The sequence below is a fragment of the Aeromonas sp. PS2Canimalfood6 genome, from assembly GCF_048276795.1.
Taxonomy (GTDB): Bacteria; Pseudomonadota; Gammaproteobacteria; order Enterobacterales; family Aeromonadaceae; genus Aeromonas; species Aeromonas caviae.
The window spans coordinates 36,312-58,662 of record NZ_JBLUXC010000021.1 but is presented as its reverse complement, the minus strand read 5'-3'; the positions used below and the strand labels follow the sequence as shown (position 1 = coordinate 58,662).

24 protein-coding genes are annotated in these 22,351 nt (G+C 62.9%); 17 read left to right on the top strand and 7 right to left on the bottom strand.

Annotated elements, in window-relative coordinates; translation table 11 throughout:
- Window positions 1-197 precede the first annotated feature (197 nt).
- Window positions 198-1,448 carry a methyl-accepting chemotaxis protein gene (locus ACNPAA_RS10975; RefSeq protein WP_010675666.1) on the bottom strand — a complete coding sequence of 417 codons (1,251 nt, stop codon included), beginning with the start codon at window positions 1,446-1,448 and terminating at the stop codon, window positions 198-200.
- 100 nt (window positions 1,449-1,548) lie between these two features.
- Here ACNPAA_RS10975 and ACNPAA_RS10970 point away from each other — a divergent pair, with 100 nt between their 5' ends.
- The 9 genes from ACNPAA_RS10970 (at window position 1,549) to ACNPAA_RS10930 (ending at window position 11,249) form a co-directional block, all read left to right on the top strand.
- Window positions 1,549-2,301 (top strand): potassium channel family protein, encoded by a 753-nt coding sequence (locus tag ACNPAA_RS10970; protein WP_029314808.1) that lies wholly within the window; start codon window positions 1,549-1,551, stop codon window positions 2,299-2,301.
- A gap of 152 nt (window positions 2,302-2,453) precedes the next feature.
- A complete protein-coding gene (locus tag ACNPAA_RS10965; RefSeq protein ID WP_010675664.1) occupies window positions 2,454-3,059 on the top strand; it encodes a TIGR04211 family SH3 domain-containing protein in 606 nt (201 codons plus the stop codon).
- 165 nt (window positions 3,060-3,224) lie between these two features.
- The gene (gene nudC / locus ACNPAA_RS10960) at window positions 3,225-4,004 is read left to right on the top strand and encodes an NAD(+) diphosphatase (protein WP_103243721.1); all 780 of its coding nucleotides are present in this window, start codon (window positions 3,225-3,227) and stop codon (window positions 4,002-4,004) included.
- Window positions 4,005-4,159: 155 nt separating this feature from the next.
- Window positions 4,160-5,227 carry a uroporphyrinogen decarboxylase gene (hemE, locus tag ACNPAA_RS10955; RefSeq protein WP_417891764.1) on the top strand — a complete coding sequence of 356 codons (1,068 nt, stop codon included), beginning with the start codon at window positions 4,160-4,162 and terminating at the stop codon, window positions 5,225-5,227.
- A 151-nt stretch (window positions 5,228-5,378) separates the two neighbouring features.
- Window positions 5,379-6,308: an ROK family protein gene (locus ACNPAA_RS10950; RefSeq protein WP_161470280.1), complete on the top strand. Its 930-nt coding sequence runs from the start codon at window positions 5,379-5,381 to the stop codon at window positions 6,306-6,308.
- Window positions 6,309-6,358: 50 nt separating this feature from the next.
- Window positions 6,359-7,369 (top strand): erythrose-4-phosphate dehydrogenase, encoded by a 1,011-nt coding sequence (gene epd / locus ACNPAA_RS10945; RefSeq protein ID WP_041211676.1) that lies wholly within the window; start codon window positions 6,359-6,361, stop codon window positions 7,367-7,369.
- Between the two features lie 66 nt (window positions 7,370-7,435).
- Complete coding sequence (locus tag ACNPAA_RS10940; protein WP_010675659.1) at window positions 7,436-8,599, top strand: phosphoglycerate kinase; 1,164 nt, start codon at window positions 7,436-7,438, stop codon at window positions 8,597-8,599.
- Window positions 8,600-8,714: 115 nt separating this feature from the next.
- Window positions 8,715-9,794, top strand: coding sequence for a class II fructose-bisphosphate aldolase (gene fbaA, locus ACNPAA_RS10935; RefSeq protein ID WP_161470279.1), 1,080 nt, complete (start codon window positions 8,715-8,717; stop codon window positions 9,792-9,794).
- Window positions 9,795-9,947: 153 nt separating this feature from the next.
- Complete coding sequence (locus tag ACNPAA_RS10930; protein WP_417891763.1) at window positions 9,948-11,249, top strand: NAD(P)/FAD-dependent oxidoreductase; 1,302 nt, start codon at window positions 9,948-9,950, stop codon at window positions 11,247-11,249.
- Between the two features lie 20 nt (window positions 11,250-11,269).
- On the opposite strand, the gene ACNPAA_RS10925 is transcribed toward ACNPAA_RS10930, so the two are convergent.
- The 3 genes from ACNPAA_RS10925 to cutA all read right to left on the bottom strand — a co-directional run bounded on the left by ACNPAA_RS10925 (window position 11,270) and on the right by cutA (window position 13,912).
- On the bottom strand, window positions 11,270-11,695 hold the full coding sequence (locus ACNPAA_RS10925) for a hypothetical protein (RefSeq protein ID WP_221366163.1): 426 nt from the start codon (window positions 11,693-11,695) through the stop codon (window positions 11,270-11,272).
- Window positions 11,696-11,819: 124 nt separating this feature from the next.
- Window positions 11,820-13,598 carry a protein-disulfide reductase DsbD gene (locus ACNPAA_RS10920; protein WP_417891762.1) on the bottom strand — a complete coding sequence of 593 codons (1,779 nt, stop codon included), beginning with the start codon at window positions 13,596-13,598 and terminating at the stop codon, window positions 11,820-11,822.
- Entirely contained in the window at window positions 13,595-13,912 is a 318-nt protein-coding gene (cutA, locus tag ACNPAA_RS10915; RefSeq protein ID WP_010675653.1) for a divalent-cation tolerance protein CutA, read from the bottom strand. Before cutA ends, ACNPAA_RS10920 begins: the two co-directional genes overlap by 4 nt.
- Before the next feature lie 183 nt (window positions 13,913-14,095).
- Here cutA and ACNPAA_RS10910 point away from each other — a divergent pair, with 183 nt between their 5' ends.
- Window positions 14,096-14,437, top strand: coding sequence for a hypothetical protein (locus ACNPAA_RS10910; RefSeq protein ID WP_039040542.1), 342 nt, complete (start codon window positions 14,096-14,098; stop codon window positions 14,435-14,437).
- A 70-nt stretch (window positions 14,438-14,507) separates the two neighbouring features.
- On the opposite strand, the gene ACNPAA_RS10905 is transcribed toward ACNPAA_RS10910, so the two are convergent.
- Complete coding sequence (locus tag ACNPAA_RS10905) at window positions 14,508-14,945, bottom strand: PACE efflux transporter (protein ID WP_039040541.1); 438 nt, start codon at window positions 14,943-14,945, stop codon at window positions 14,508-14,510.
- A 124-nt stretch (window positions 14,946-15,069) separates the two neighbouring features.
- Between ACNPAA_RS10905 and ACNPAA_RS10900 the strand changes: the two genes are divergently transcribed.
- Entirely contained in the window at window positions 15,070-15,951 is an 882-nt protein-coding gene (locus ACNPAA_RS10900; RefSeq protein ID WP_417891761.1) for a LysR family transcriptional regulator, read from the top strand.
- Window positions 15,952-15,959: 8 nt separating this feature from the next.
- Here the strand turns inward: ACNPAA_RS10900 and ygfZ are convergent, their stop codons facing one another.
- Entirely contained in the window at window positions 15,960-16,871 is a 912-nt protein-coding gene (gene ygfZ / locus ACNPAA_RS10895) for a tRNA-modifying protein YgfZ (protein WP_042881539.1), read from the bottom strand.
- Between the two features lie 113 nt (window positions 16,872-16,984).
- Between ygfZ and ACNPAA_RS10890 the strand changes: the two genes are divergently transcribed.
- Window positions 16,985-17,254: a succinate dehydrogenase assembly factor 2 gene (locus ACNPAA_RS10890; protein ID WP_010675648.1), complete on the top strand. Its 270-nt coding sequence runs from the start codon at window positions 16,985-16,987 to the stop codon at window positions 17,252-17,254.
- Between the two features lie 58 nt (window positions 17,255-17,312).
- Window positions 17,313-17,684 carry a protein YgfX gene (locus ACNPAA_RS10885; protein ID WP_182936367.1) on the top strand — a complete coding sequence of 124 codons (372 nt, stop codon included), beginning with the start codon at window positions 17,313-17,315 and terminating at the stop codon, window positions 17,682-17,684.
- Window positions 17,685-17,802: 118 nt separating this feature from the next.
- Here the strand turns inward: ACNPAA_RS10885 and nadB are convergent, their stop codons facing one another.
- Complete coding sequence (nadB, locus tag ACNPAA_RS10880) at window positions 17,803-19,410, bottom strand: L-aspartate oxidase (protein ID WP_048208412.1); 1,608 nt, start codon at window positions 19,408-19,410, stop codon at window positions 17,803-17,805.
- Between the two features lie 181 nt (window positions 19,411-19,591).
- Here nadB and rpoE point away from each other — a divergent pair, with 181 nt between their 5' ends.
- The 4 genes from rpoE (at window position 19,592) to ACNPAA_RS10860 (ending at window position 22,337) form a co-directional block, all read left to right on the top strand.
- Complete coding sequence (gene rpoE / locus ACNPAA_RS10875) at window positions 19,592-20,173, top strand: RNA polymerase sigma factor RpoE (protein ID WP_161470276.1); 582 nt, start codon at window positions 19,592-19,594, stop codon at window positions 20,171-20,173.
- 22 nt (window positions 20,174-20,195) lie between these two features.
- Window positions 20,196-20,783: a sigma-E factor negative regulatory protein gene (locus ACNPAA_RS10870; RefSeq protein WP_161470275.1), complete on the top strand. Its 588-nt coding sequence runs from the start codon at window positions 20,196-20,198 to the stop codon at window positions 20,781-20,783.
- 21 nt (window positions 20,784-20,804) lie between these two features.
- The gene (locus ACNPAA_RS10865) at window positions 20,805-21,785 is read left to right on the top strand and encodes a MucB/RseB C-terminal domain-containing protein (RefSeq protein ID WP_010675643.1); all 981 of its coding nucleotides are present in this window, start codon (window positions 20,805-20,807) and stop codon (window positions 21,783-21,785) included.
- A gap of 90 nt (window positions 21,786-21,875) precedes the next feature.
- A complete protein-coding gene (locus ACNPAA_RS10860) occupies window positions 21,876-22,337 on the top strand; it encodes a SoxR reducing system RseC family protein (protein ID WP_039040538.1) in 462 nt (153 codons plus the stop codon).
- Window positions 22,338-22,351: the final 14 nt, after the last annotated feature.

The window sequence follows — 22,351 nt, the reverse complement described above, 5'->3', positions numbered from 1 at the left end:
TCAAGTTACCCGCCCGCCGAGAACGAAGTTACCCAAGGTGCATCAAAGCCAAACCACAGAAGTATGCGACGAGAAAACCTAGTAAAAACAATGCCAGTCAGGCTTAACTGACTGGCATTAGGCCCCTAAGGGGGCCTTCCAGTGTACTCAAATCACGACCTCAGGCCAGCCTGAAGGTTTGACGATGGGCGCCAGCATCAGGCCAGCTTGAAGGCCTGGATATGGCTGTCCAGCGTCTGGCTGTGGTGTTCCACCAGTTCGGAGGCATCTTTCAGCTCCCGCAGCACCACGACGGAGCCTTCCACCACCTGTTTGACCTGCTCCAGGTTGGCATTCATCTCCTCGGCGACCGAGCTCTGCTGCTCGGAGGCGGCGGCGATCTGGCGGTTCATGTCGGCCACTCCCTGCACCCGTTGCACTATGGTGTCGAGCTGGGTACCTGCCTGGGTCACCTGCTCCACCCCCTTGTCCGCCTGCTGCACGCTCTCGGCCATCAGGCCGACGGCCTGGCGGGCGTTGCCCTGAAGCTGCTCGATCATCTTCTGGATCTCGACGGTGGCCGCCTGGGCACGGTTCGCGAGTTCGCGCACCTCGGAGGCGACCACGGCAAAACCGCGACCCGCCTCACCGGCGCGGGCGGCCTCGATGGCGGCGTTCAGGGCCAGCAGGTTGGTCTGCTCGGAGATGCTGCGGATGGTGTCCACCACGGAGCCGATGCGATCGACCCCGTGCTCCACTTCGTTGACCACGGTGGAGGAGCGCTGGATGTTGCCGGAGAGAGTGTCGATGGTGTTGACGGTAGCCGCCACGCAGCGGCTGCCCTCCTCGGCCAGCTGGCTGGTTTCGGCGGTGGCGTGGGACGCCTGCTCCGCGTGGTTGGCCACTTCTCGAATGGCACCCACCATCTGGCTCATGGCGCTGGCAAGCTGCTCAATCTGGGTGAACTCCTCGTTGATGGCCTCGTTCGCCTCATCCATACAGAGAGTCACCTGGGAGGCGATCTCGTTGAGCTCCTTGCAGGCGGCACGCTGGGTTCCGAACACCTCCTTGAGGTTCTCCTGGGAGTGGGCCACCGCCTTGGCGATGTCGCCGAACTCGTCCCGGGACTTGAGCAGCACGCTGTGGCTGAGATCCTTGTTGGCGAAACGCTCCAGCAGCCCCACCAGGTAGTGGACCTGCTTGACCATGAGGCGGGAGCCGGTGAGCAGCAGCACCACGAAGACGACCCCCATGAGCGCCGTCTCCACCAGCCCGGTCCAGAGCAGGCGATCGGCGATGGTGTTGGCCATGGCGGCATCAATGCCCTCGCTGAGCAGGGTCGCTTCCAGGTTGCTGGCATCGAACCAGAGTTTGGCCAGCAGCAGCAGGGTGCTGAACACCATGAGCAGCACCACCTTGGGCACCAGTCGGATGTTGCTCATGCGCCTCTCCAGCGGGTTCAACTGCATAATTTTTCTCCTTTCAACGTCCATTATTCCTTTGCCGTCATAGCTATCGGCATTATCTTCCTTTTTATTAATTTGCACCGTGCTTAAAGTTGGAAAATGTATGCGACATCACTTAACTCATTTGCGTACCATGGATCTGCTGATGGGGTTTCTCTCCGTGATTTCGGTTTGCCTGGTGGCTGCTCGCTGGCTGGGGCACGGTGAACTGAGCCCCCAGACTTTGCAGCTCTTTTATGATGTCGACAGTCTGATCTGCTACTTCTTCCTCGCTCACTTCGCCTATGGCTGGGCGCGCGCCTCCGACAGGATGGCCTTCTTCAAGAGCAACTGGTTCTATCTGCCCGGCAGCCTGCCCATGGTGGAACAACTACGTTGGGCGCGGCTCATCCAGCTGTGGCGGGTCTACCAGTTGCTCCGGGACAGACCGGATCTGCTGGCCATGTTCCGTCGTGAACGCAACGAAACCACCCTCTCCGGCATTCTCTTCCTCTTCTTCCTGTTGCTGGGGGTCGGCTCCGGCGTCATGTACTGGCTGGAAACGGGGCAACCCGGCAGCCAGATCCAGACTCCTTACGATGCCTTCTGGTGGACGCTGGTGACCCTCTCTACCGTGGGGTACGGGGATCTGGTGCCCAAGACGGAGGAGGGGCGCTTCGTCGCCAGCCTGCTGATCCTCTTTGGAGTGGGGTTGTTTGGCGCCCTCAGCGGCTTCATGGCCAGCCTGTTCGTCCATCCCGGCAAGACCAACGATGACACCGCGGTGTGGCGACGCCAGCAGAGCGAGCAGCAGGCGCAACTGCTCAAAGAGCTCAAGGCCCTGCGCGCCGAGGTGCAGGCGCTGAAACAGAAGTAGGTACGACGTCTGGAATGGTCGCGTGGCAAACCGGCGGCGCTGCGAGACAGCTCTCACTCGGGGAGATGGCGCTTTTCTTTGCTTGTCCTTTGACCCGCAGGCGGCTTAACATTCGGCCTGCAACCTAATCCAACGAAGAGAATCGATCGACCATGCGCGCCCTTCTCGGGATCCTGATCTGCTTGTGTGCCCAACAGGCACTGGCCGATACCCGCTATGTTTCAGACAACATCTTTACCTATATCCACAACGGTCCGGGTACCCAGTACCGGATCCTCGGCAGCGTCAAGGCCGGTGAGCCGCTGGAGGTCAAGGCGGTAAACCAGGAGGCCGGATTCACCCAGGTGGTGGACGGTCGTGGCCGCGAGGGCTGGATCAAGAACAGCGAGCTGCAGGGGGAGATCAGCCTGCGTGAACGCCTTCCCCAGGTTCAGAAAGAGCTGGACGAAGCCAAGGCCCGCCTGCTGAACCTCAATGGCGACAACGAGAAACGCTTCGCCGAGAAGGATGGCAAGATCGCCGAGCAGAGCAAGGAGATCGCCAGCCTCAAAGCCCGTCTGGACAGCCAGAGCGCCGAGATGAGCAGCCTCAAGGAACAGAACGACGCCCTGACCCAGAGCTATGACAACCGTGAGCACGACATGCAGATGGACTGGTTCATCCGCGGTGGTGCCATGGTGGGGGGGGGCATCCTGCTCGGGATCCTCCTGCCCATGCTCCCGCGCCGTCGCAAGAGCAGCGAGCGCTGGATGAACTGATCGTCCGGGCGGTCAACAGGATGAAAGGTCGCCAGAGGCGGCCTTTTTTCATGGTGTGTCTGGCGAGAAGAGGGCCATGTCGGGGGTCGCCATCGGCCCTTCCCGCTCGTAAGATGAGGCGAACGATCCTGTGCCGCGCGCATTCTCAACAAGAGCCTTCATCATATGTCATCAACTGAACAGGCCTTCTGGTTCGTGCTGGGGGGCGATCACCTCGTCCTGCTGGATGAACAGGGGCGCATTCCACAAGGGCCCCGCGCCGTTTTGCCCACCCATCTGCACACCGCCTCCTTCGAGCGCTTCGACGAGTGGGACGGCCTGCCTTGCCATCTGCTGGATCTGGGGGCTGAGGCGGAGACCGGGGCCATGGCCCCGCTGCGCCAGCTCATGGTGGCGGGGGACGAAGAGGGCTTTCGCCTCGCAGGACGGGCCTGGCAGCTCGCCACCTTTCGCCGTACCCATCGTTTCTGCGGTGAGTGCGGCGCCCCCATGACCCCGAGGGAAGGGGAGTGGGCCCAGGGGTGTCATCACGGCCATGTCGTCTATCCGCGCATCTCCCCCTGTATCATCGTCGCGGTGCGCAAGGGGCCGGCCATCTTGCTGGCAGCCCACCGCCGTCACTATCAGGCGGATGATCCCATGTATACCGTGCTGGCCGGCTTCGTGGAGGCAGGGGAGAATCTGGAGCAGTGCGTGGCGCGGGAGGTGTTCGAGGAGAGCGGCATCCGGGTGACCAATGTGCGTTACGTGGCGAGCCAGCCCTGGCCCTTCCCCCACAGCCTGATGATGGGCTTCACCGCCGACTACGAGAGCGGCGAGATCCGGGTGCAGGATGACGAACTGGTGGCGGCAGGCTTCTTTGAGGCTGACCGGCTGCCGCGCTTGCCCCCTCATGGCACCATAGCGCGCCGGCTTATCGAACAGTGCCTCGCCGACGAGGGCTGACGACCCCCAGACCGGCAGGAAACGCGGGGCGCTTGTTTGCGCCCCCTCACATCTTTGCACTCGGACGGCTCAACGGCACCTTTGGGCCGCCCTCAGCCTTGTACAAAGTGGTATCATGTCCGCCATTTTATGCGTGAGATGAGTCAGGAACTGGGATGAAAGAGCTGAAGAACGATCGATACCTGCGTGCCCTGCTGCGCCAGGATGTGGACATGACCCCGGTGTGGATGATGCGTCAGGCTGGCCGCTACCTGCCGGAATACAAGGCGACCCGCGCCGTCGCGGGGGACTTCATGTCCCTGTGCCGCAACGCCGAGCTGGCCTGTGAAGTCACCCTGCAGCCCCTGCGCCGCTACCCGCTCGATGCCGCCATCCTCTTCTCCGACATCCTCACCGTGCCCGACGCCATGGGCCTGGGCCTCTACTTCGAGCACGGGGAAGGCCCGCGCTTCGAGCGCCCCATCCAGTCCATGGCCGACGTGCAGGCCCTGCCTGTGCCGGATCCGGAAGACGAGCTCGGCTACGTGATGAACGCGGTGCGCACCATCCGCCGCGAGCTCAAGGGCGAAGTGCCGCTCATCGGCTTCTCCGGCAGTCCCTGGACCCTGGCCACCTACATGGTGGAGGGGGGCAGCTCCAAGGCGTTCACCAAGATCAAGCAGATGATGTACGCCGAGCCCATGACCCTGCACCTGCTGCTCGACAAGCTGGCGGACAGCGTCATCGCCTACCTCAACGCCCAGATCAAGGCGGGTGCCCAGGCGGTCATGGTGTTCGACACCTGGGGCGGCGTGCTCACCCCGCGGGATTACCGCGACTTCTCCCTGCAGTACATGCACAAGATCGTCGACGGCCTCATCCGCGAGCACGACGGTCGCCGCGTGCCGGTCACCCTGTTCACCAAGAACGGCGGGCAGTGGCTGGAGCAGATCGCCGCCACCGGCTGTGATGCCCTGGGGCTGGACTGGACCACCGACATTGCGGACGCCAAACGCCGGGTCGGCGACAAGGTGGCGCTGCAAGGCAACATGGACCCCTCCATGCTCTACGCCACCCCGGAGCGGATCCGCGAAGAGGTCGCCACCATTCTGGCCGGTTTCGGTCATGGCAACGGTCATGTCTTCAACCTGGGCCACGGCATCCATCAGGATGTGGACCCGGAACATGCCGGCGTGTTCGTCAACGCGGTGCATGAACTCTCCGCCCGGTACCACGGTCGCTGAGGGCGGCAAACAGCGTGATGAACGGGGCCTGCGGGCCCCGTTTTGCTGTCCGTGACACAGGGGGCTGCATCCTGGTCGCGGCTCGGGTTACACTGCACCCCCATGTTGGCAGTCGTGGCCGGGATGGGGTCGTTGAGGGGCAGGAGGCTGGATGGAGAAGCGGGCGTGGGATTGGGGCATCGACCTTGGCGGGACCAAGTGCGAGTGCGTGGTGCTCGATGGCGACGAGGTGTTGCTGCGCCACCGCATTCCTACTGAACGGCACGGCGGCTACCAGCACATGCTGGGCCAGATCGCCAAACTGGTGGACGAGTGTGCCGCCAAACTCGGTCAGCGTCCTGCACTCATCGGCATGGGGACGCCGGGGGCCCGGGACCCCCAGACCGGGCTGCTGAAAAACAGCAACACCACCGAGTTCAACGGCAAGCCGCTCAAGGAAGATCTGGAGCGCAGGCTGGGCGTCCCCGTGCTCATCGCCAACGACGCCAACTGTTTCGCCCTGGCGGAAACCCATCTGGGGGCGGTGCGCCAGCATCATTCCTCTGCACGCGTGGTGTTCGGCATCATCATGGGCACCGGAGTCGGGGCCGGCATCGTCATCAACGGCCAGATCCTCAACGGTCACCACGGCATCGCCGGGGAGTGGGGGCACAACGTCCTGTTGCCGGAGGGGCCAGAGTGCTACTGCGGCAAGCGCGGCTGCGTCGAAACCCTCATCAGCGGCCCGGCGCTGGAGGCCTGGTACGAGGCCAGGACCAAACGCCGTCTCTCGCTCGCCCAGATTGCTGCGGCCAGTGCCCATGATCATGTCGCCAGGCTCACCATGGACAGGTTGCACCTGCTGTTCGGCCAGGCCCTCGCCAACGTGATCAATATTCTCGATCCGGACGTCATCGTCATCGGTGGCGGCGTGGGCAATGTGCAGAGCCTCTATCGCGCCGGGCGCGAAACGGTATTGCCCTTCCTGTTCAACCCCCGCTTCGCCACCCCCATGGTAGCGCCGGCTCTGGGGGACAGCGCCGGGGTATTCGGTGCCGCACTGCTGGCCCGCGGCGTCTTTCGCGAGGCACTGCTCTCGTGAGTCGCCCCTTCCTCCCATCCCTTTGTCGCAGCTAAGGACACAACGTTTCCATGATCAAGATTGCCATCAACGGCTATGGCCGCATCGGCCGCAACGTGCTGCGGGCCCTCTACGAGAGCGGCCGCGACAAGACCATCAAGATAGTGGCCATCAACGAGCTGGCGGCCCCCGAGGCCATGGTGCACCTGACCCGCTTTGACACCAGCCACGGCCGGTTCCGCTATCCGGTACAACTGGCGGGCAACAGCATGCAGGTGGGGGAGGATCTCATCGCCCTGTTTGCCGAGCGGGATCCGTCGAACTTGCCGTGGCGGGCGCTGGGGGTGGACGTGGTGCTGGACTGCACCGGGGTGTTCGGCTCCCGGGCCGATGCCGAGCTGCATCTGGGGGCGGGAGCGGGCAAGGTGCTCTTCTCCCATCCGGCGGACGCGGACGTGGACGCCACCATCGTCTACGGGGTCAACCACCAGGTGCTGACCGGGCGGGAGCGGATCGTCTCCAACGCCTCCTGTACCACCAACTGCGTGGTCCCCGTCATCGAAACATTGCATCGAGAATTCGAGATAAATTGTGGTACTATTACGACAATTCATTCGGCCATGCACGATCAGCAAGTCATCGATGCCTATCACGGCGACTTGCGCAGAACCCGGGCAGCCAGCCAGTCCATCATCCCGGTGGACACCAAGCTGGCAAAGGGGTTGGAACGTATCCTTCCCCACTTTGCCGGCAAGTTCGAGGCGATCGCGGTACGGGTACCGACCATCAATGTAACCGCCATGGATCTGAGCATTACTGTTCGTAAAAAAGTGACAGTTAGTGACGTAAATCAAGCCCTGCAACGGGCATCCAGAGGTACATTACACGGTATTCTGGACTACACGGAAGAGCCACTGGTCTCCGTAGACTTTAATCATGATGCACACTCCTGCATCATTGATGGTACCCAGACCCGGGTCAGCGATGCCAACCTCGTCAAGATGTTGATGTGGTGCGATAACGAATGGGGCTTCGCCAACCGCATGCTGGATACCACCCGGGCCATGATGGCCGCAGGCTGAGAGTCTGCACCGGGCGCAAGGTTACTGTTTTTTTAACATTACCTGAAAATATATAGAGGACTGAATATGTCTGTTATCAAGATGACCGACCTGGATCTGGCGGGCAAACGCGTTCTGATCCGTGCTGACCTGAACGTGCCGGTAAAAGACGGCAAGGTCACTTCCGATGCACGTATCGTTGCGACTCTGCCGACCATCAAGCTGGCTCTGGAAAAGGGCGCCAAGCTGATGATCACCTCCCACCTGGGTCGTCCGACCGAGGGTGAATACAACGAAGAATTCTCCCTGGCTCCGGTTGTCAACTATCTGAAAGACGCACTGTCCTGCCCGGTTCGTCTGGCCAAAGACTACCTGGATGGCGTAGACGTCGCCGCCGGTGAGCTGGTTGTGCTGGAAAACTGCCGCTTCAACAAAGGCGAGAAGAAGAACACCATCGATCTGGCCAAAAAATACGCCGCCCTGTGTGACGTCTTTGTAATGGATGCGTTCGGTACTGCTCACCGCGCCGAAGGTTCTACCTACGGTGTGGCCCAGTTCGCGCCGGTTGCCTGTGCAGGCCCCCTGCTGGCCGGTGAACTGGAAGCCCTGGGCAAAGCCATGCTCAAGCCCGAGCGCCCCATGGTTGCCATCGTTGGCGGCTCCAAGGTATCCACCAAGCTGACCGTGCTGGAATCCCTCTCCAAGATCGCTGACCAGCTGGTGGTCGGTGGTGGCATCGCCAACACCTTCATCGCTGCTGCCGGTCACAACGTCGGCAAGTCCCTGTGCGAGCACGACCTGATCGACACCGCCAAGAAACTGGCTGCCGAAACCAACATCCCGGTGACCACCGACGTGGTTGTGGGTAGCGAATTCTCCGAATCCACCCCGGCCACCATCAAGTCCGTGTCCGACGTGACTGACGGCGACATGATCTTCGACATCGGTCCGGATTCCGCCAAGGCCCTAGCCGACATCATCATGAACGCCAAGACCATCCTGTGGAACGGCCCGGTCGGCGTGTTCGAGTTCGACCAGTTCGCTGAAGGCACCAAGGTGATCGCCGAAGCCATCGCCGCTTCCCCGGCCTTCTCCATCGCTGGCGGTGGTGACACCCTGGCTGCCATCGACAAGTTCGGCATCGCCGACAAGGTCTCCTACATCTCCACCGGCGGCGGCGCCTTCCTGGAGTTCGTAGAAGGCAAGGTACTGCCGGCTGTCGCGATTCTCGAAGAGCGCGCCAAAGCCTAATTGACCCGGGACGGGGGGCAAAAGCCTCCCGTTTCGTTTATCATGTGGCCGCTGTGCCGGTTCATGATGAACCCCCCACTTTTTATTAACGGCATACGAGACAGGACGATTAAACATGTCTAAGAAAATTTTCGACTTCGTAAAACCCGGCGTGATCACTGGTGATGACGTTCAGAAAGTGTTCGCCATCGCCAAGGAAAACGGCTTCGCTCTGCCGGCCGTCAACTGCGTCGGTACCGACTCCGTGAACGCCGTGCTGGAAGCTGCTGCCAAGGTCAAAGCCCCGGTTATCGTACAGTTCTCCAACGGTGGTGCCGTGTTCACCGCCGGCAAGGGTCTGAAGCTGGAAGGCCAGCAAGCTGCCATCCTGGGTGCCATCTCCGGTGCCAAGCACGTGCACTCCGTTGCCGAAGCCTACGGTGTGCCGGTGATCCTGCACACCGACCACGCCGCCAAGAAGCTGCTGCCGTGGATCGACGGTCTGCTGGACGCGGGCGAGAAGCACTTTGCCGAAACCGGCAAGCCGCTGTTCTCCTCCCACATGCTGGATCTGTCCGAAGAGTCTCTGGAAGAGAACATCGACATCTGCTGCGAGTACCTGACCCGCATGGCCAAGATGAACATGACTCTGGAGCTGGAACTGGGCTGCACCGGCGGTGAAGAAGACGGCGTGGACAACAGCCACCTGGACCAATCCTCCCTGTACACCCAGCCGGAAGACGTGGCCTACGCCTACGAGCGTCTGTCCAAGATCAGCCCGCGCTTCACCATCGCTGCCTCCTTCGGCAACGTGCACGGTGTGTACAAGCCGGGTAACGTCAAGCTGACTCCGAAGATCCTGGACAACTCCCAGAAGTACGTCTCCGAGAAGTTCGGTCTGCCTGCCAAGTCCCTGGACTTCGTGTTCCACGGTGGCTCCGGCTCTACCCTGGAAGAGATCCGCGAATCCATCTCCTACGGCGTGGTGAAGATGAACATCGACACCGACACCCAGTGGGCGACCTGGGAAGGCGTGCTGAACTTCTACAAGTCCAACGAAGCCTACCTGCAAGGCCAGCTGGGCAACCCAGAAGGTGCCGACAAGCCGAACAAGAAGTTCTACGATCCGCGCGTATGGCTGCGTGCCGGTCAGACTTCCATGATCGCGCGTCTGGAGAAGGCCTTCTCCGACCTGAATGCCATCGACGTACTGTAATTCGCAGCACCTTGATTGCATGAAAAGGCGCCCTTCGGGGCGCCTTTTGCATTTCTGTGATCCTGACGGGCTGGATTGGGGATGGGGGGCTGGGTATTATCGATGACACCCGTTTAATTTAGTAAACGAATGCAACCAGGCAGGATGCTGAGCATGCAGACAGGAAGACAGGGACATCAGGAACACACGGCCTCCTATTACGCGGCCACTCGCAACGACCATCGGCAGTGGCCCGAGCTCAGTGGTGAGCTGGATGCGGACGTCTGCGTCATTGGTGGCGGTTTCACCGGCCTCAACACCGCCATCAACCTGGCCGATGCCGGTTACAAGGTGGTGTTGCTGGAGGCCAACCGTATCGGCTGGGGAGCGTCGGGGCGCAACGGCGGCCAGCTGATCCGCGGCATCGGCCACGATACCAGCCAGTTCGCCCGCTGGATTGGCGAGGTGGGCGTGCGGGAGCTGGATCTGATGGGGATCGAAGCGGTGCAGCTGGTGCGCGAGCGGGTCGAGCGTTTCAATATCGAGTGCGATCTCACCTGGGGCTATTGCGATCTCGCCACCAAGGCGCGTCACCTGAAGGGGTTCGAGGAGGATGCCGAGCACCTGGCGAGCCTGGGTTATCGGCACGCACTGAAAATGGTGGCGCGGGAGGAGATGCACACCGTGGTCGGGTCGGATCGCTATATCGGCGGGATGATCGACATGGGCTCCGGTCACCTGCATCCTCTCAACCTTGCCCTCGGCGAAGCGCGTGCGGCAGCCAGTCTCGGGGTCTCCCTGTTCGAACACTCAAGGGTGACCCACATCGACTACGGCGAGCGGGTCGAGGTGACCACGGCCCACGGCCGGGTCAGCGCGGACTACCTGGTGATCGGCTGCAACGCTTACCTGGGCGACCTCCAGCCCGATCTCGGGGGCAAGGTGCTGCCGGCGGGCTCCTACATTCTCGCCACCCAGGTGCTGGAGAAGCGCCTGCGCCAGCGCTTGCTGCCACAGAACATGGCGGTGTGCGATCAGAACGTGGCGCTCGACTACTATCGGCTGTCGGCGGACGGTCGCCTGCTGTTTGGCGGGGCCTGCAACTACTCGGGCCGTGACCCCCGCGACATCAAGGCCTTCATGCTGCCCAAGCTGCTGCGGGTCTTCCCCGAGCTCGCGGGTACCGCCATCGAGTTCCAGTGGGGAGGCATGATAGGCATAGGCGCCAACCGGCTGCCCCAGATAGGCCGCCTCGAGCAGCATCCTAACGTCTTTTATGCCCAGGCCTATTCGGGCCATGGCCTCAATGCCACCCACATGGCGGGCAAGCTGGTGGCGGAGGCGATCAAGGGGGAGAGCCGGGGCTTCGATCTCTTCAGCCGCGTCCCTCACATGACCTTCCCGGGTGGCCCGGCGTTGCGCTCTCCGTTGCTGGCGCTCGGGATGCTCTGGTATCGGCTGAAGGATCTGCTCTAGGGAGAGGGGGGGGCTCGGGCTTATCCCTGCTGCGTCGCGTCTGGCTCGGCCAGGCGCCAGCCCTGCTCCGTCTTCATCATCCAGACCTGGGTCTCCTGCGCCAGGGCCTGGCCTGCCTCGAAGTCGCCATATTTGCGCTCGAGCTCCATCAGCCCCATCTCCTGCTGGAAGGGGCCGACCCTGTCATAGACGAGATCCTCGTCGTGCAGCACCTGCAACTGATCCAGTCCCTGCTTGAAGTGGAGCTGATAGCTCACCTTGACCAGATAGACCCCCTCTATCCGCTCCTCCTTGCCGAGCACGGCGAAGTCGCGGATGTCGAACAGGTCAGCATCTGTGCCCGCCTGCAACCTGGCGGTGACCTGGCTCTGGATGGTCTCTTCACCGGGACCTGCGTTGCAGCCATAAAGCCAGAGGGCCAGCAGGGGGATGAACCACTTTTTCATCAAAACTCCGGACGAACGAGACGGGAAAGGGCAAATTCTGCCACGGCGTCGGTCATATACAAGGGATTGCCGGAAAAATGGCGGTCAAACCGGGGGCCCACACGGTTGCACGGGCCACCCGGTATCAGGGCAGCTTGTCCAGCTGGCCGAGAAATTCGGCAGGCCCCATGAAGCCGGTCACCCGCTGGCCGTTCACCTCGTTGCCATCGCGATCGAAGAAGATGAGGGTCGGCAATCCCAGCACGTTGAGGCCGTTGAGCAGATCCACGTCGGCGTCGTCGTTGGCGGTGACGTCCGCCTGCAGCAGCACCATCTCGCTGAAGCGCGCCTGCACATCGGGATTGCTGAAGGTCTTGTGCTCGAACTCCTTGCAGGCCACGCACCAGTCGGCGTAGAGATCCAGCAGCACCGGCTTGCCGCGGGCGGCGGCAAGCTGCACCTTGAGATCGTCCAGGGTCTTGATGCGAATGAAGCGGGGGGCCTGGGTCTGGGCGGCGGCATTGGCCCCCTCGGGTGGCAGCAGCAGATCCTTGCCCACCACCACAAGGCCCATCATCGCCAGCAGCAGGACGAAGCCGCCGAGGCTCTTGCCCACCGAATGGGCGCGATGCTGGTTGTGGTGATAGAGATAACCGCACAGCACCAGCCCCCAGCCGAGCCAGAGCAGGGTGGCCATCTGATCGCTCAGGAGCCTTGAGAGCAGCAGGATGGGTACCGCCAGCAGCGCAAAACCGAAGAGTTGCTTGATCACATCCATCCAGGCGCCGGCCCTGGGCAGCAGCTTGCCGCCAGAGGTGCCGAGCAAGAGCAGCGGCAGCCCCATGCCCAAGGAGAGGGCATAGAGGGCCGCACCGCCGAGCCAGAGGTCGCCACTCTGGGCCACGTAGATAAGCGCCCCCGAGAGCGGCGCCGTGGTGCAGGGGGAGCAGACCAGTCCCGAGATCATGCCCATGATGGCGACGCCGGCCACGGATCCGCCCTGCTGGCGGTTGGAGAAGCCCGAGAGACGGGTTTGCAGGCTGCTCGGCAGTTGCAGGGTGTAGAGCCCGAACATGGAGAGGGCGAGCAGCACGAACATCACCGAGAGGCCGATGAGCACATAGGGGTGCTGAAGGGCCGCTTGGAATTGCAGGCCCGCCGAGGCGACGACGAGTCCGAGCAGGGTATAGGTGACCGCCATCCCCTGCACATAGACGAAGGAGAGCAGGAAGGCGCGACGGGTGGAGAGGCGATGCCCGGCCCCGGCGATGATCCCGGTCAGGATGGGATACATGGGGAAGACGCAGGGGGTGAAGGCGAGGCCGAGACCCAGGGCGAAGAAGGCGGCGACGCTGATCCAGAACCCCTGGCTGCCGAGGGCGGCCGCCAGCCTGTCCTGCTGGCTGCCCGGCACGTCGGTGCCCTGAAGGGGGGCCGCCGCTTCCGCCCGGGCGGGGGCGGCGAGGGGCTCGACGGCGATCCGCTTGTCGGTCGGTGGGTAGCAGAGTCCCTCGGTGCAGCCCTGGTAACTCAGGGTGAGGCTGGCCGCGTCCCCGACCCGGGTCAGCGCCACGGGGATCTGCACCTCCTGGTAATAGACCCGGCTCTTGCCGAAGAAGTCATCCTCGTGCTCGGTGCCGGGGGGCAGGACGGGCTCGTCAAAGGCGAGGTTCTCTCCCTTCACACGGATGCTGTGGCGATAGAGGTAGTAGCCGTCGGCGATGCGTATCCGGAGCAGCAGCCGATCACCCTGTTGTTCGCTCTCGAGGGCGAAGGCCTGATCCACCTTGAGGAATCTGGGCTGGGTCTCGATGCCGAGGCTGCCGAGCAGATCCTGGCTGCTGGCCCGGGCGGGGGCCGTCGTCAGGACGCAGAGCAGGCCCAGCAGCATCAGCAGGAAGGAGAGGGGGCGAGAGGCGGTCATGAGGTCTCCTGTGTCAACCAGTCGAGATAGGCAGGGTGGCCCTGGCTTGCCGGGAGCGCCAGGATCTCCGGTACCTCGTAGGGATGGTGGGCGAGAATGCACTGGCGCAGGGGCTCGAACAGAGCGGCCCGACTCTTGATGACGAGCTGGATCTCCCGGGTTCGTTCCGTCTTGCCCTGCCAGCGATAGACGGAGGTGACCCCGGGCAGCTGGTTGATGCAGGCGGCGAGGCGCTGGTCGAGCAGTTGCTCGCAGAGGCGGTCTGCACTGGTCTCGTCGGGGCAGGTGCAGAGCACCAGAATGGCGTCGGTCATAGGGATGGACGGTCTCGGCAACGGGGCGCACGGGCCCCCTGGATCAGCCGTTACTATACCGGGCCGGGGGGCAAATAGCACCCGGCCCCCCGCACCCGGAATAAGTCATGCGCCCGAGATGGACGCTGTGAAAAGGACAGGGCAGAATGAGCGGGCTTGTTCCAATTCTACGTAAGGAAATGTATGACCCAACAGAATGAGCAGCAGAGAAACCGCATGTTGAGCCTGTTGCGTGAAGGGGAGCGCCGCATGCTGGTGCAACTGGCCGGTCTGCTGCGTACCAGTGTCGATGAGATCAATGCGGAGCTGGAAAAAGAGGAGCTGTTGTCGGCGTTGGAGCAACCCATCACGGTGGAGTACCTCAACGGCGTGGTGCAGCATCATCTGTTCGAGCGCCTGCACAAGGGGGACATGGTGGCGGCCCAGCGCATGCTGAACCAGTACCAGAGCGACCTCGAAGCCATGATGCGCCAGGAAACCAGGCAGGACGATGCCCCGCCGGAAGAGGTCAAGGCCCAGGCCTGACCCCGCGAGGCCCTCTTCAGCACCATCATGCCATCGCATGATGGTGCCTCGCCCTTACCCCTCGAATCGCTTATCCCAGCGCCTTCTGCACCTGTCCCATGGGAATGGGGAACACCTTGTCGTAGCTCCAGTTGTAGACGAAGGCATAGACCAGGTAGAAGAGCACGAAGCCCATATCCAGCACCAGCGCCTCCAGCAGGCCGATGTCGAGCCACCAGGACATCACCGGCAGGGCCACGATCAGCAGGCCCCCCTCGAACCCCAGGGTGTGCAGCACCCGCTGCCACAGCGCCTTGTGGGTGTGGCCCTGATAGCGCAGCAGCAGCTTGTCCACCCCGATGTTGTAGACATAGTTCCAGACGGTGGCGACCACCGAGAAGAACAGGGCCAGGGGGCCCATGTGGTTGAGCCCGACGCCGGTCACCCAGCTGGCCAGCGGGGCGGCGATCAGCAGGCCAATCAATTCGAAGCCGATGGCGTGGCGCAGGCGGTCACGGGTCGTACGCATGGTCTGTCTCTCTCTTTGGTCAGGGAATGGCGGCAATGTATCGCCAAAACCGGATAGATTCACGTTGGTATCTATCGCTAAAATAGATAGATGTGACGACACAACAGCACGGCGGAGCAGGCTCATGACCCCTTCACTGGAACACTTCAAGGCATTGCTGGCGACGGCCGAGACCGGGTCGTTCTCGGCGGCGGCGCGCAGGCTGGGCAAGGCCCAGTCGGTGGTAAGTGCCGCCATCGCCAACCTGGAGATCGATCTCGGTCTTGCGCTGTTCGATCGCAGCGGCCGCTATCCCGTGCTGACCGAGGCGGGTGCCCGCATCTGTCAGGAGGCGGGGGTGCTGCTGGCCCAGAGCGAGCGACTGCAGGCCATCGCCGGCGAGCTGGCCAACGGCGTCGAGTCGCGCCTCACCCTGGCCATCGACGATGACTCCCACCTGCCCTGGCTTGGTTCCCTGCTGGAGGAGTTCGCCAGCCGTTACCCGGCGGTGGATCTGGAGCTGTTGTTCCCGCTGATGGAGGACGTGACCGAGCTGCTCAAGAGCGGCCGTGCCCAGCTCGGCATCAGCTATCAGAAGGCGCACCCCGAGCGGGAGCTGGTCTCCCGCTCCTTGGGGACGGTCACCATGCCCCTGGTGGTCTCTCCGGATCACCCCCTGGCCCACAAGACGCCGTTGAAGGAGAGCGACCTGCAAGGGGCTCGCCAGTTGATGGTGACCGGACGGCGGGAGGGGACGGAGCGTCATCGCTTCCGTCTCTCGGCGCAAGTGTGGTGGGTGGAGGGGGATCTCGGGATCCTGGAGCTGGTGAAACTGGGGCTGGGATGGGCGGCGGTGCCCGAGTTTCTGCTGCACCGGCCCCTGGCGCGGGGGGAGCTGGTGGTGCTCAAGCCGGACTTCATCGCCGAGGCGGAACTGGCGCTGGAGTTGCAGTGGTATCGCGCCCGCCCGCTCGGGCAGGCGGGGCGCTGGTTGCAGGAGGCACTGCTGGCGCGGGTGCCTCGCTAGGGGGGGATTCAGTCGATCAACGCATAGGGCAGGGGCTGCAGACCGAGGCTGGAGCCCTCTTCCAGCTTGAGGCGGAAGCGGGCGTCGGCCTCGGTGTCCTTGGGCAGCACGGCGGTGAGCCACACCTGACCCTGCTGCTGCCAGGCATTGAGCACCAGACCGCTGCGGCGCCAGTTGTCACCGAGCTGGATCTCCAGGGTGTCACCGCTGGCTACCTGCGTTGCGGCGGTGCCGCTCAGCACGAAGAGGGCGCGGTTGTTGGCGCCGCGATACTTGGCGCGCGCCACCGTCTCCTGCCCCATGTAGCAGCCCTTGTTGAAGCTAATGCCATCAAGGGCTTGCAGGTTCAGCATCTGGGGGATGTATTCCCCCTGATGGACCGCTTCCAGATGAGGGAGACCGGCTTTGATTTCCAGCCCCCACCAGAGTCCTTCGTCGCCCACCGGCAGGTTCAGGGCCTGCGGGGATGTGCTCGCCAGCAGCCAGCGGTCCGCCTCCACCCTGACTGCCATGCCGCCCTCCACCAGGCCGGTGCCGGTCAGCGCGAAGTGTTGTGCCATCCAGTCGTCCGTCCCCTGACCGGCCAGTCCGGTCAGGCTGCCCTGAAACTCGCCAATCTCGACCTTGGCAAAGATCGCAAACTTCTTGAGCTCCGGCAGCTGGCGGGCCAGCACCGAGGGCTTGGTCAGCATCAGCAGGCTGTCTTCCAGGCAGAGCAGGCGAAAATCGCTCCACAGCTTGCCCTTGGGATCGCAGTGGCCGCCGAGGGTGCTCTGGCCCGGTTGCAGGGCATTGACGTCGCAGGTGACCTGACCTTGCAGATACTTGGCGCGATCCGGGCCGCCGAGGCGGGTGATGGCCAGATTGGTCAGGGAAAACAGGGTCGGCTCGGCAGGAAGAAGAGGGGTCGGCAGGCTCACGATGGGATTCCAGAGACAGAAAGTATGTGACCTGCATGGTAAAGACGTAAGGAATGTTTGTCAGCCGGAAAATCCTGCTGCTACCATTCCCCGGTCTTTGTAAGGAGAGTTCCATGTTGAACCCAAGTGAGAAGTCCCGCCTGAAGTGGGCCTGCCGTCGCGGCATGCTCGAGCTGGATGTGATCTTTATGCCCTTCTTTGAGCACGAGTTCGATGGCCTCGGCGAGGCCGAACAGCGCACCTTCATCCGCCTGCTGGAGTGCGAGGATCCCGAGCTGTTCCGCTGGTGCATGGGTCACGGCGTGCCCGAGGATCCCGCTTTTGCCGCCATGATCCCCCTGATCCTCGAGCGCAACCAGGCCCGTCACGACAGCCTGCGCTGAGCCCGACTCGCGACCGCCACCCCTCATGGCCAGCCTCGCGTCTCCCCAGCGGGTAGTGATGCCCGTGATCGCCTCCCGCCAGCAGCGTCTGCTGCTGTGCATCCTGTTTCTGTTGCTGCTCTTGCCCGTCGCCAGCCTGATCCAGGGCTGGCAATGGGGGCTGTTCCTCCCTGTCTGGGGGCTGAGTCTGTGGCGCGTGTTGCGCCGCCATCCGGCGGCGAGCGGCGTGCTCGTCTGGGATGGGGAGTGGCTCGAGTGGCAAGGGGCACGCCATCGGCTGGATCCCCGCAGCCGCATCCTGCCCGGGGTGCTCTGGTTGCGGCTGAAGACGGTGGAGGGCTCCGAGGGGCAGCTCTGGCTCTTCTCCGATGCCCTGGCCCCTGCACACTACCGCGCCCTGGCCCGCGCCATTCACCTCGCTGTCCGCTAGGGGCGTCTCTCTACCTGCTACATCTGCCGCTCATAGCAGATGACCCCGCCTGGGCGGGGTCATCTGGGGGAGGGCATACGCCCGAATCGAACGCAACGGCCTTATTCCTGATCCGGCGTCATTCCCGATCCGGGGTCAGCACGGTCGGCTTGGAGTCCGGCTGCATGTCCGGATAATCCAGGTTGTAGTGCAGACCGCGTGACTCCTTGCGCTCCAGGGCACAGTTGACGATGAGCTCGGCCACCTGCAACAGGTTGCGCAGCTCCAGCAGGTTGTTGGAGACCCGGAAGTTGGCGTAGTACTCCTGCACCTCCTGCTTGAGCAGATCGATGCGACGCTTGGCCCGGGCCAGGCGCTTGTTGGTGCGCACTATGCCCACGTAGTCCCACATCATCAGCCGCAGCTCGTGCCAGTTGTGCTGGATCACCACCTGCTCGTCCGAGTCATCCACCTGGCTCTCGTCCCAGGCCGGCAGACTGGGGGGCGCCACGCTGGTGGGCAGCTTGGCCAGGATGTCGGCTCCCGCCTGATGGGCATAGACCACGCATTCGAGCAGGGAGTTGGAGGCCATGCGATTGGCGCCGTGCAACCCGGTATAGGTCACCTCGCCGATGGCATAGAGGCCGGGGATGTCGGTCTGGCCGTTGTTGTCGATCATCACGCCGCCACAGGTGTAGTGGGCCGCCGGGACGATGGGCATCGCCTCCTTGGTGATGTCGATACCGACCGCGAGGCAGCGCTCATAAATGGTCGGGAAGTGCTTGATGATGAAATCCGCCGGCTTGTGGCTGATGTCCAGATACATGCAATCCGCCCCGAGGCGCTTCATCTCGTGGTCGATGGCGCGGGCGACGATGTCCCGCGGGGCCAGCTCGGCCCGCTCGTCAAACTCCGGCATGAAGCGGCTGCCGTCCGGGCGGCGCAGATAGGCCCCCTCGCCACGCAGGGCCTCGGTCAGCAGGAAGTTGGGGTCGTCCGGGTGGAACAGGCTGGTGGGGTGGAACTGGTTGAACTCCAGGTTCGCCACCCGGCAGCCGGCGCGCCATGCCATGGCGATGCCGTCGCCAGAGCTTACATCGGGGTTGGAGGTGTACTGGTACACCTTGGAGGCACCACCGGTGGCCAGCGCCACGAAGCGGGCGCGGATCACCTCGACCTGCTCGGCGTTGCGATTCCAGACATAGGCTCCCAGTACCTTGTTGCCCGGCAGACCCAGCTTGCGGGTGGTGATGAGATCGACCGCGTTGAAGCGCTCCATCAGCTGGATGTTGGGGTGGGCGCGCACCTGGTCGATCAGGGTGAGCTGCACCGCCTTGCCGGTGGCGTCGGCCGCGTGGAAGATGCGGCGATGGCTGTGGCCCCCTTCCCGGGTCAGGTGATAGTGGGATTCCCCCTCGGCATCCTCTTCCTGATCGAAGGGGACTCCCTGCTGAATGAGCCACTGGATGGAGTCGCGGGCGTTGCGGGCGGTGAACTCCACCACTGCCGGGTCGCACAACCCGGCGCCGGCGTTGAGCGTGTCGCTCACGTGGGATTCGATGCTGTCGGTCTCGTCGAACACGGCAGCGATGCCTCCTTGCGCATAGAGAGTGGCCCCCTCACTGATGGGCCCCTTGCTCAGAACCAGGACTTTGGCCTGGTCTGCCAATCGCAACGCGAGGGACAGACCGGCGGCACCGCTGCCAATGATGAGTACGTCGCAAAGGTATTCAACACTTGCTTTCATAAGTATCATTGGCCTGGATTAAGAACTGGCCCCATGGTAGCCCAAGGGGGGTTGTGATGCAGCCCGCATCACATTTTTTTCAATGCAAGCGAACTTTCCCTGATTCCTCCTGTCTGAACTTGTGCGCTTAGAAGGGGCCGGAAAAGAAAAACGATAACCTGATGGGGGTTTTACGGCTCTGATGAGCGACCAGAATCTACTGGACGAACAGCTGGTTGAACGGGTCCAGCGTGGCGATAAAAATGCATTCAACCTGTTGGTACGCAAGTACCAGTACAAGGTGGTCAACCTGGTGGCCAGGTATGTCAACAATCCGGGCGATGTACCGGATGTGGCGCAGGAGGCATTCATCAAGGCCTACCGTGCGTTACCGACATTCCGTGGCGAGAGCGCGTTTTACACCTGGTTGTACCGGATTTCCGTCAACACGGCCAAAAACTACCTGACGTCACAGGGGCGCAGACCGCCCAGCAGTGATGTCGAAGCGGACGAGGCTGAATATTATGGTGGTGGTGAAGCCCTGCAAGAGGTGGCCACCCCGGAAAACCTGGCGCTGACCGACGAGATCAAGCGTACCGTGTTTACCGCCATAGAAGCCTTGCCAGAAGATTTGAGAACGGCGATCACCCTTCGTGAAATGGAAGGGCTGAGCTACGAGGAGATTGCGGAGATCATGGATTGCCCGGTAGGTACGGTGAGATCCCGCATCTTCCGGGCGAGGGAAGCAATCGATAAAAAGCTGCAACCTCTGATCGAGCATTAACTGGGGAAAGACAGGCAAACTTATGGCAAATAAAGAGCAACTTTCAGCCCTGATGGATGGCGACCTTAGCGAAATCGAGGTACTGAACGAGCTGGGAACGGATCCCGCTCTGCAGGATACCTGGTCGCGTTACCATCTGATCGGTGATGCCATGCGGGGTGACCTGCCGGTCAATCTGCAACTGGATCTCAGCGACAGCATCATGCTGGCGCTGGAGGATGAACCCACCATACTGGCGCCCAAGCCGGCACAGCCTGCTGCGCCCCAGGTGCAGCCCGCCGGCAAGGTGATCCCCTTCGTTCGCCGCTTTGGCCAGCAAGTGGGGCAGTATGCCATTGCCGCCTCCGTGGCTGCCGCCGTCATCTTCGGCGTGCAGCAGTACCAGGGCAAGGATGGTGTACCGACCAGCCCGGTGCTCAATACCATACCCGTGGGTGGCAGTGCTGCGCCGGTGAGCGTGCACTATCCCCAGGATGGCAGCCGGACCGGTGTGCGTCAGCAAGGTCTGAGCGAGCAGCAGATGCAGGAGCAGCGCGAGCGCATCAATGCCTTCCTGCGCGACCATCAACTGCAACAGCGTCTGCTGCAAGACAAGCAGATTCAGGAATAACGCATTTTTAGGGATCAGATCGTGCGCCAGTCCAGCCGTATCCTGCTGGCCTCTCTCCTGTTGATTTGTGCCAAGGCCTCGGCCGACGATCTGTCGGCCGAGGCCTTGTTGCAGCAGATGCAGAGTGCCGTTTCGCAACAAAACTTCGAATTGTCCATGGTCAAGGCCCGCCAGGGGCGCCTCGAGCCTATCCGTTTCAGCCACGGGATCATCGATGGCAAGGAGGTGGCTCACTTGAGCTATCTCGACGGCAAGGCCGTGGAGTTCCTGCAACGCCAGAACGAATACACCTTCTTCGAAAACACCCATGAACCCTACACCCTCAAGGGGGCGCGTTTCCCCGGGGTCTGGTCGAGCCTGGTGAGGATGCCGCTGCCCCGGGTGATGGAGAGTTATGACCCCGTGCTGGCGGGCCGCAGCCGGGTGGCCGGCCTGGTGGCACAAGTGGTACGGCTGGTGCCCAAGGAGGCGGACAAGTACGGCTTCGTGCTCTGGATTGACGAACAGAGCCATCTGCTGCTGCGGGTGGACATGGTGGATCGGGAAGGAAATCTGGTGGAGCAGGTGCTGGGGGTGGATCTGGACAGGCAATCTGCGCCGGCCCCCTGGCTGGTCACCCTGGCACGCAGCAAGCTGCCGGATGCGCTGGCGCTGGAAGATGCCTATCCCGCTCCCCAGCAGACCCTCAACTGGCACCTGACCTGGTTGCCCGATGGCTTCAAGGTGCTCTCTCAGGATCGGCATCAGCTGGTCAGCACCAGTCTGCCGGTGGATTACATGATGCTCTCCGACGGGCTGGTGGATCTCTCCGTCTACGTTTCCCGGGTCGATCCCAAGCAGGCGGTGCGCCAGCAGTTGATTCGCCAGGGGGCCACCTCGCTGGTGAGCTTCGTCAACGAGGTCGGGGTAGAGATCACCGTGGTGGGCGAGGTGCCCGCCGAAACCGCCAAGCGCATCGCCGAGGCCGTGCAGCCGCTGGCCCGCAACGAGGCGGTGCAGTGAGTCTTTGCCGTGAGACTTGCCCTGAGGGTGCCGCCGTGCTGAGATCCGGTGCATCCACCGCCCCCTGTGAGGAGTCATCAGGTGAGTAACATGAGTGAAGAGCTGGCCACAGTAGTGGCCATCGACGGCAATCACGCCTGGGTGGAGTGCGAGCGGCGATCCGCCTGCAGCGGTTGCCACCAACAATCCAGCTGCGGGACCGGCACCGTCGCCAAGGCCTTTCCCATGAAGGCGCAGCGGCTGCGGGTCGCCCTCACCGGCGATGTAGCGGTGGGCCAGCAGATCCGCCTGGGCATCCCTCAGGCCAGCATCCTGCGCGGTGCGGCCCTGGTGTACGTGCTGCCGCTCTTCTGTCTGCTGCTGGGCGCCCTGCTCGGCCAGCTCTGGCTGGTGCCGCTCTTGTCGGCGGGAGAGGGGGTGACCATCCTCTGCTGTCTGCTGGGCGGCGCCATCGGATTTTTACTGGTTCGTTACTTTTCTGACCGGCTCGAACAGGGGGAATACGGTCCCCGCATGCTCGGGGTGGTGCTCAATACCCGTCATCTCTCTTGAGGGGCCGGGTCTGG

What these genes read in the sequence shown, in the direction of transcription:
- ACNPAA_RS10975 (WP_010675666.1), bottom strand. Translation starts at nt 1,448, where the DNA reads ATGCAGTTGAACCCGCTGGAGAGGCGCATGAGCAACATCCGACTGGTG.
- ACNPAA_RS10970 (WP_029314808.1), top strand. Translation starts at nt 1,549, where the DNA reads ATGCGACATCACTTAACTCATTTGCGTACCATGGATCTGCTGATGGGG.
- ACNPAA_RS10965 (WP_010675664.1), top strand. Translation starts at nt 2,454, where the DNA reads ATGCGCGCCCTTCTCGGGATCCTGATCTGCTTGTGTGCCCAACAGGCA.
- nudC (WP_103243721.1), top strand. Translation starts at nt 3,225, where the DNA reads ATGTCATCAACTGAACAGGCCTTCTGGTTCGTGCTGGGGGGCGATCAC.
- hemE (WP_417891764.1), top strand. Translation starts at nt 4,160, where the DNA reads ATGAAAGAGCTGAAGAACGATCGATACCTGCGTGCCCTGCTGCGCCAG.
- ACNPAA_RS10950 (WP_161470280.1), top strand. Translation starts at nt 5,379, where the DNA reads ATGGAGAAGCGGGCGTGGGATTGGGGCATCGACCTTGGCGGGACCAAG.
- epd (WP_041211676.1), top strand. Translation starts at nt 6,359, where the DNA reads ATGATCAAGATTGCCATCAACGGCTATGGCCGCATCGGCCGCAACGTG.
- ACNPAA_RS10940 (WP_010675659.1), top strand. Translation starts at nt 7,436, where the DNA reads ATGTCTGTTATCAAGATGACCGACCTGGATCTGGCGGGCAAACGCGTT.
- fbaA (WP_161470279.1), top strand. Translation starts at nt 8,715, where the DNA reads ATGTCTAAGAAAATTTTCGACTTCGTAAAACCCGGCGTGATCACTGGT.
- ACNPAA_RS10930 (WP_417891763.1), top strand. Translation starts at nt 9,948, where the DNA reads ATGCAGACAGGAAGACAGGGACATCAGGAACACACGGCCTCCTATTAC.
- ACNPAA_RS10925 (WP_221366163.1), bottom strand. Translation starts at nt 11,695, where the DNA reads ATGAAAAAGTGGTTCATCCCCCTGCTGGCCCTCTGGCTTTATGGCTGC.
- ACNPAA_RS10920 (WP_417891762.1), bottom strand. Translation starts at nt 13,598, where the DNA reads ATGACCGCCTCTCGCCCCCTCTCCTTCCTGCTGATGCTGCTGGGCCTG.
- cutA (WP_010675653.1), bottom strand. Translation starts at nt 13,912, where the DNA reads ATGACCGACGCCATTCTGGTGCTCTGCACCTGCCCCGACGAGACCAGT.
- ACNPAA_RS10910 (WP_039040542.1), top strand. Translation starts at nt 14,096, where the DNA reads ATGACCCAACAGAATGAGCAGCAGAGAAACCGCATGTTGAGCCTGTTG.
- ACNPAA_RS10905 (WP_039040541.1), bottom strand. Translation starts at nt 14,945, where the DNA reads ATGCGTACGACCCGTGACCGCCTGCGCCACGCCATCGGCTTCGAATTG.
- ACNPAA_RS10900 (WP_417891761.1), top strand. Translation starts at nt 15,070, where the DNA reads ATGACCCCTTCACTGGAACACTTCAAGGCATTGCTGGCGACGGCCGAG.
- ACNPAA_RS10890 (WP_010675648.1), top strand. Translation starts at nt 16,985, where the DNA reads ATGTTGAACCCAAGTGAGAAGTCCCGCCTGAAGTGGGCCTGCCGTCGC.
- ACNPAA_RS10885 (WP_182936367.1), top strand. Translation starts at nt 17,313, where the DNA reads ATGCCCGTGATCGCCTCCCGCCAGCAGCGTCTGCTGCTGTGCATCCTG.
- nadB (WP_048208412.1), bottom strand. Translation starts at nt 19,410, where the DNA reads ATGAAAGCAAGTGTTGAATACCTTTGCGACGTACTCATCATTGGCAGC.
- rpoE (WP_161470276.1), top strand. Translation starts at nt 19,592, where the DNA reads ATGAGCGACCAGAATCTACTGGACGAACAGCTGGTTGAACGGGTCCAG.
- ACNPAA_RS10870 (WP_161470275.1), top strand. Translation starts at nt 20,196, where the DNA reads ATGGCAAATAAAGAGCAACTTTCAGCCCTGATGGATGGCGACCTTAGC.
- ACNPAA_RS10860 (WP_039040538.1), top strand. Translation starts at nt 21,876, where the DNA reads ATGAGTGAAGAGCTGGCCACAGTAGTGGCCATCGACGGCAATCACGCC.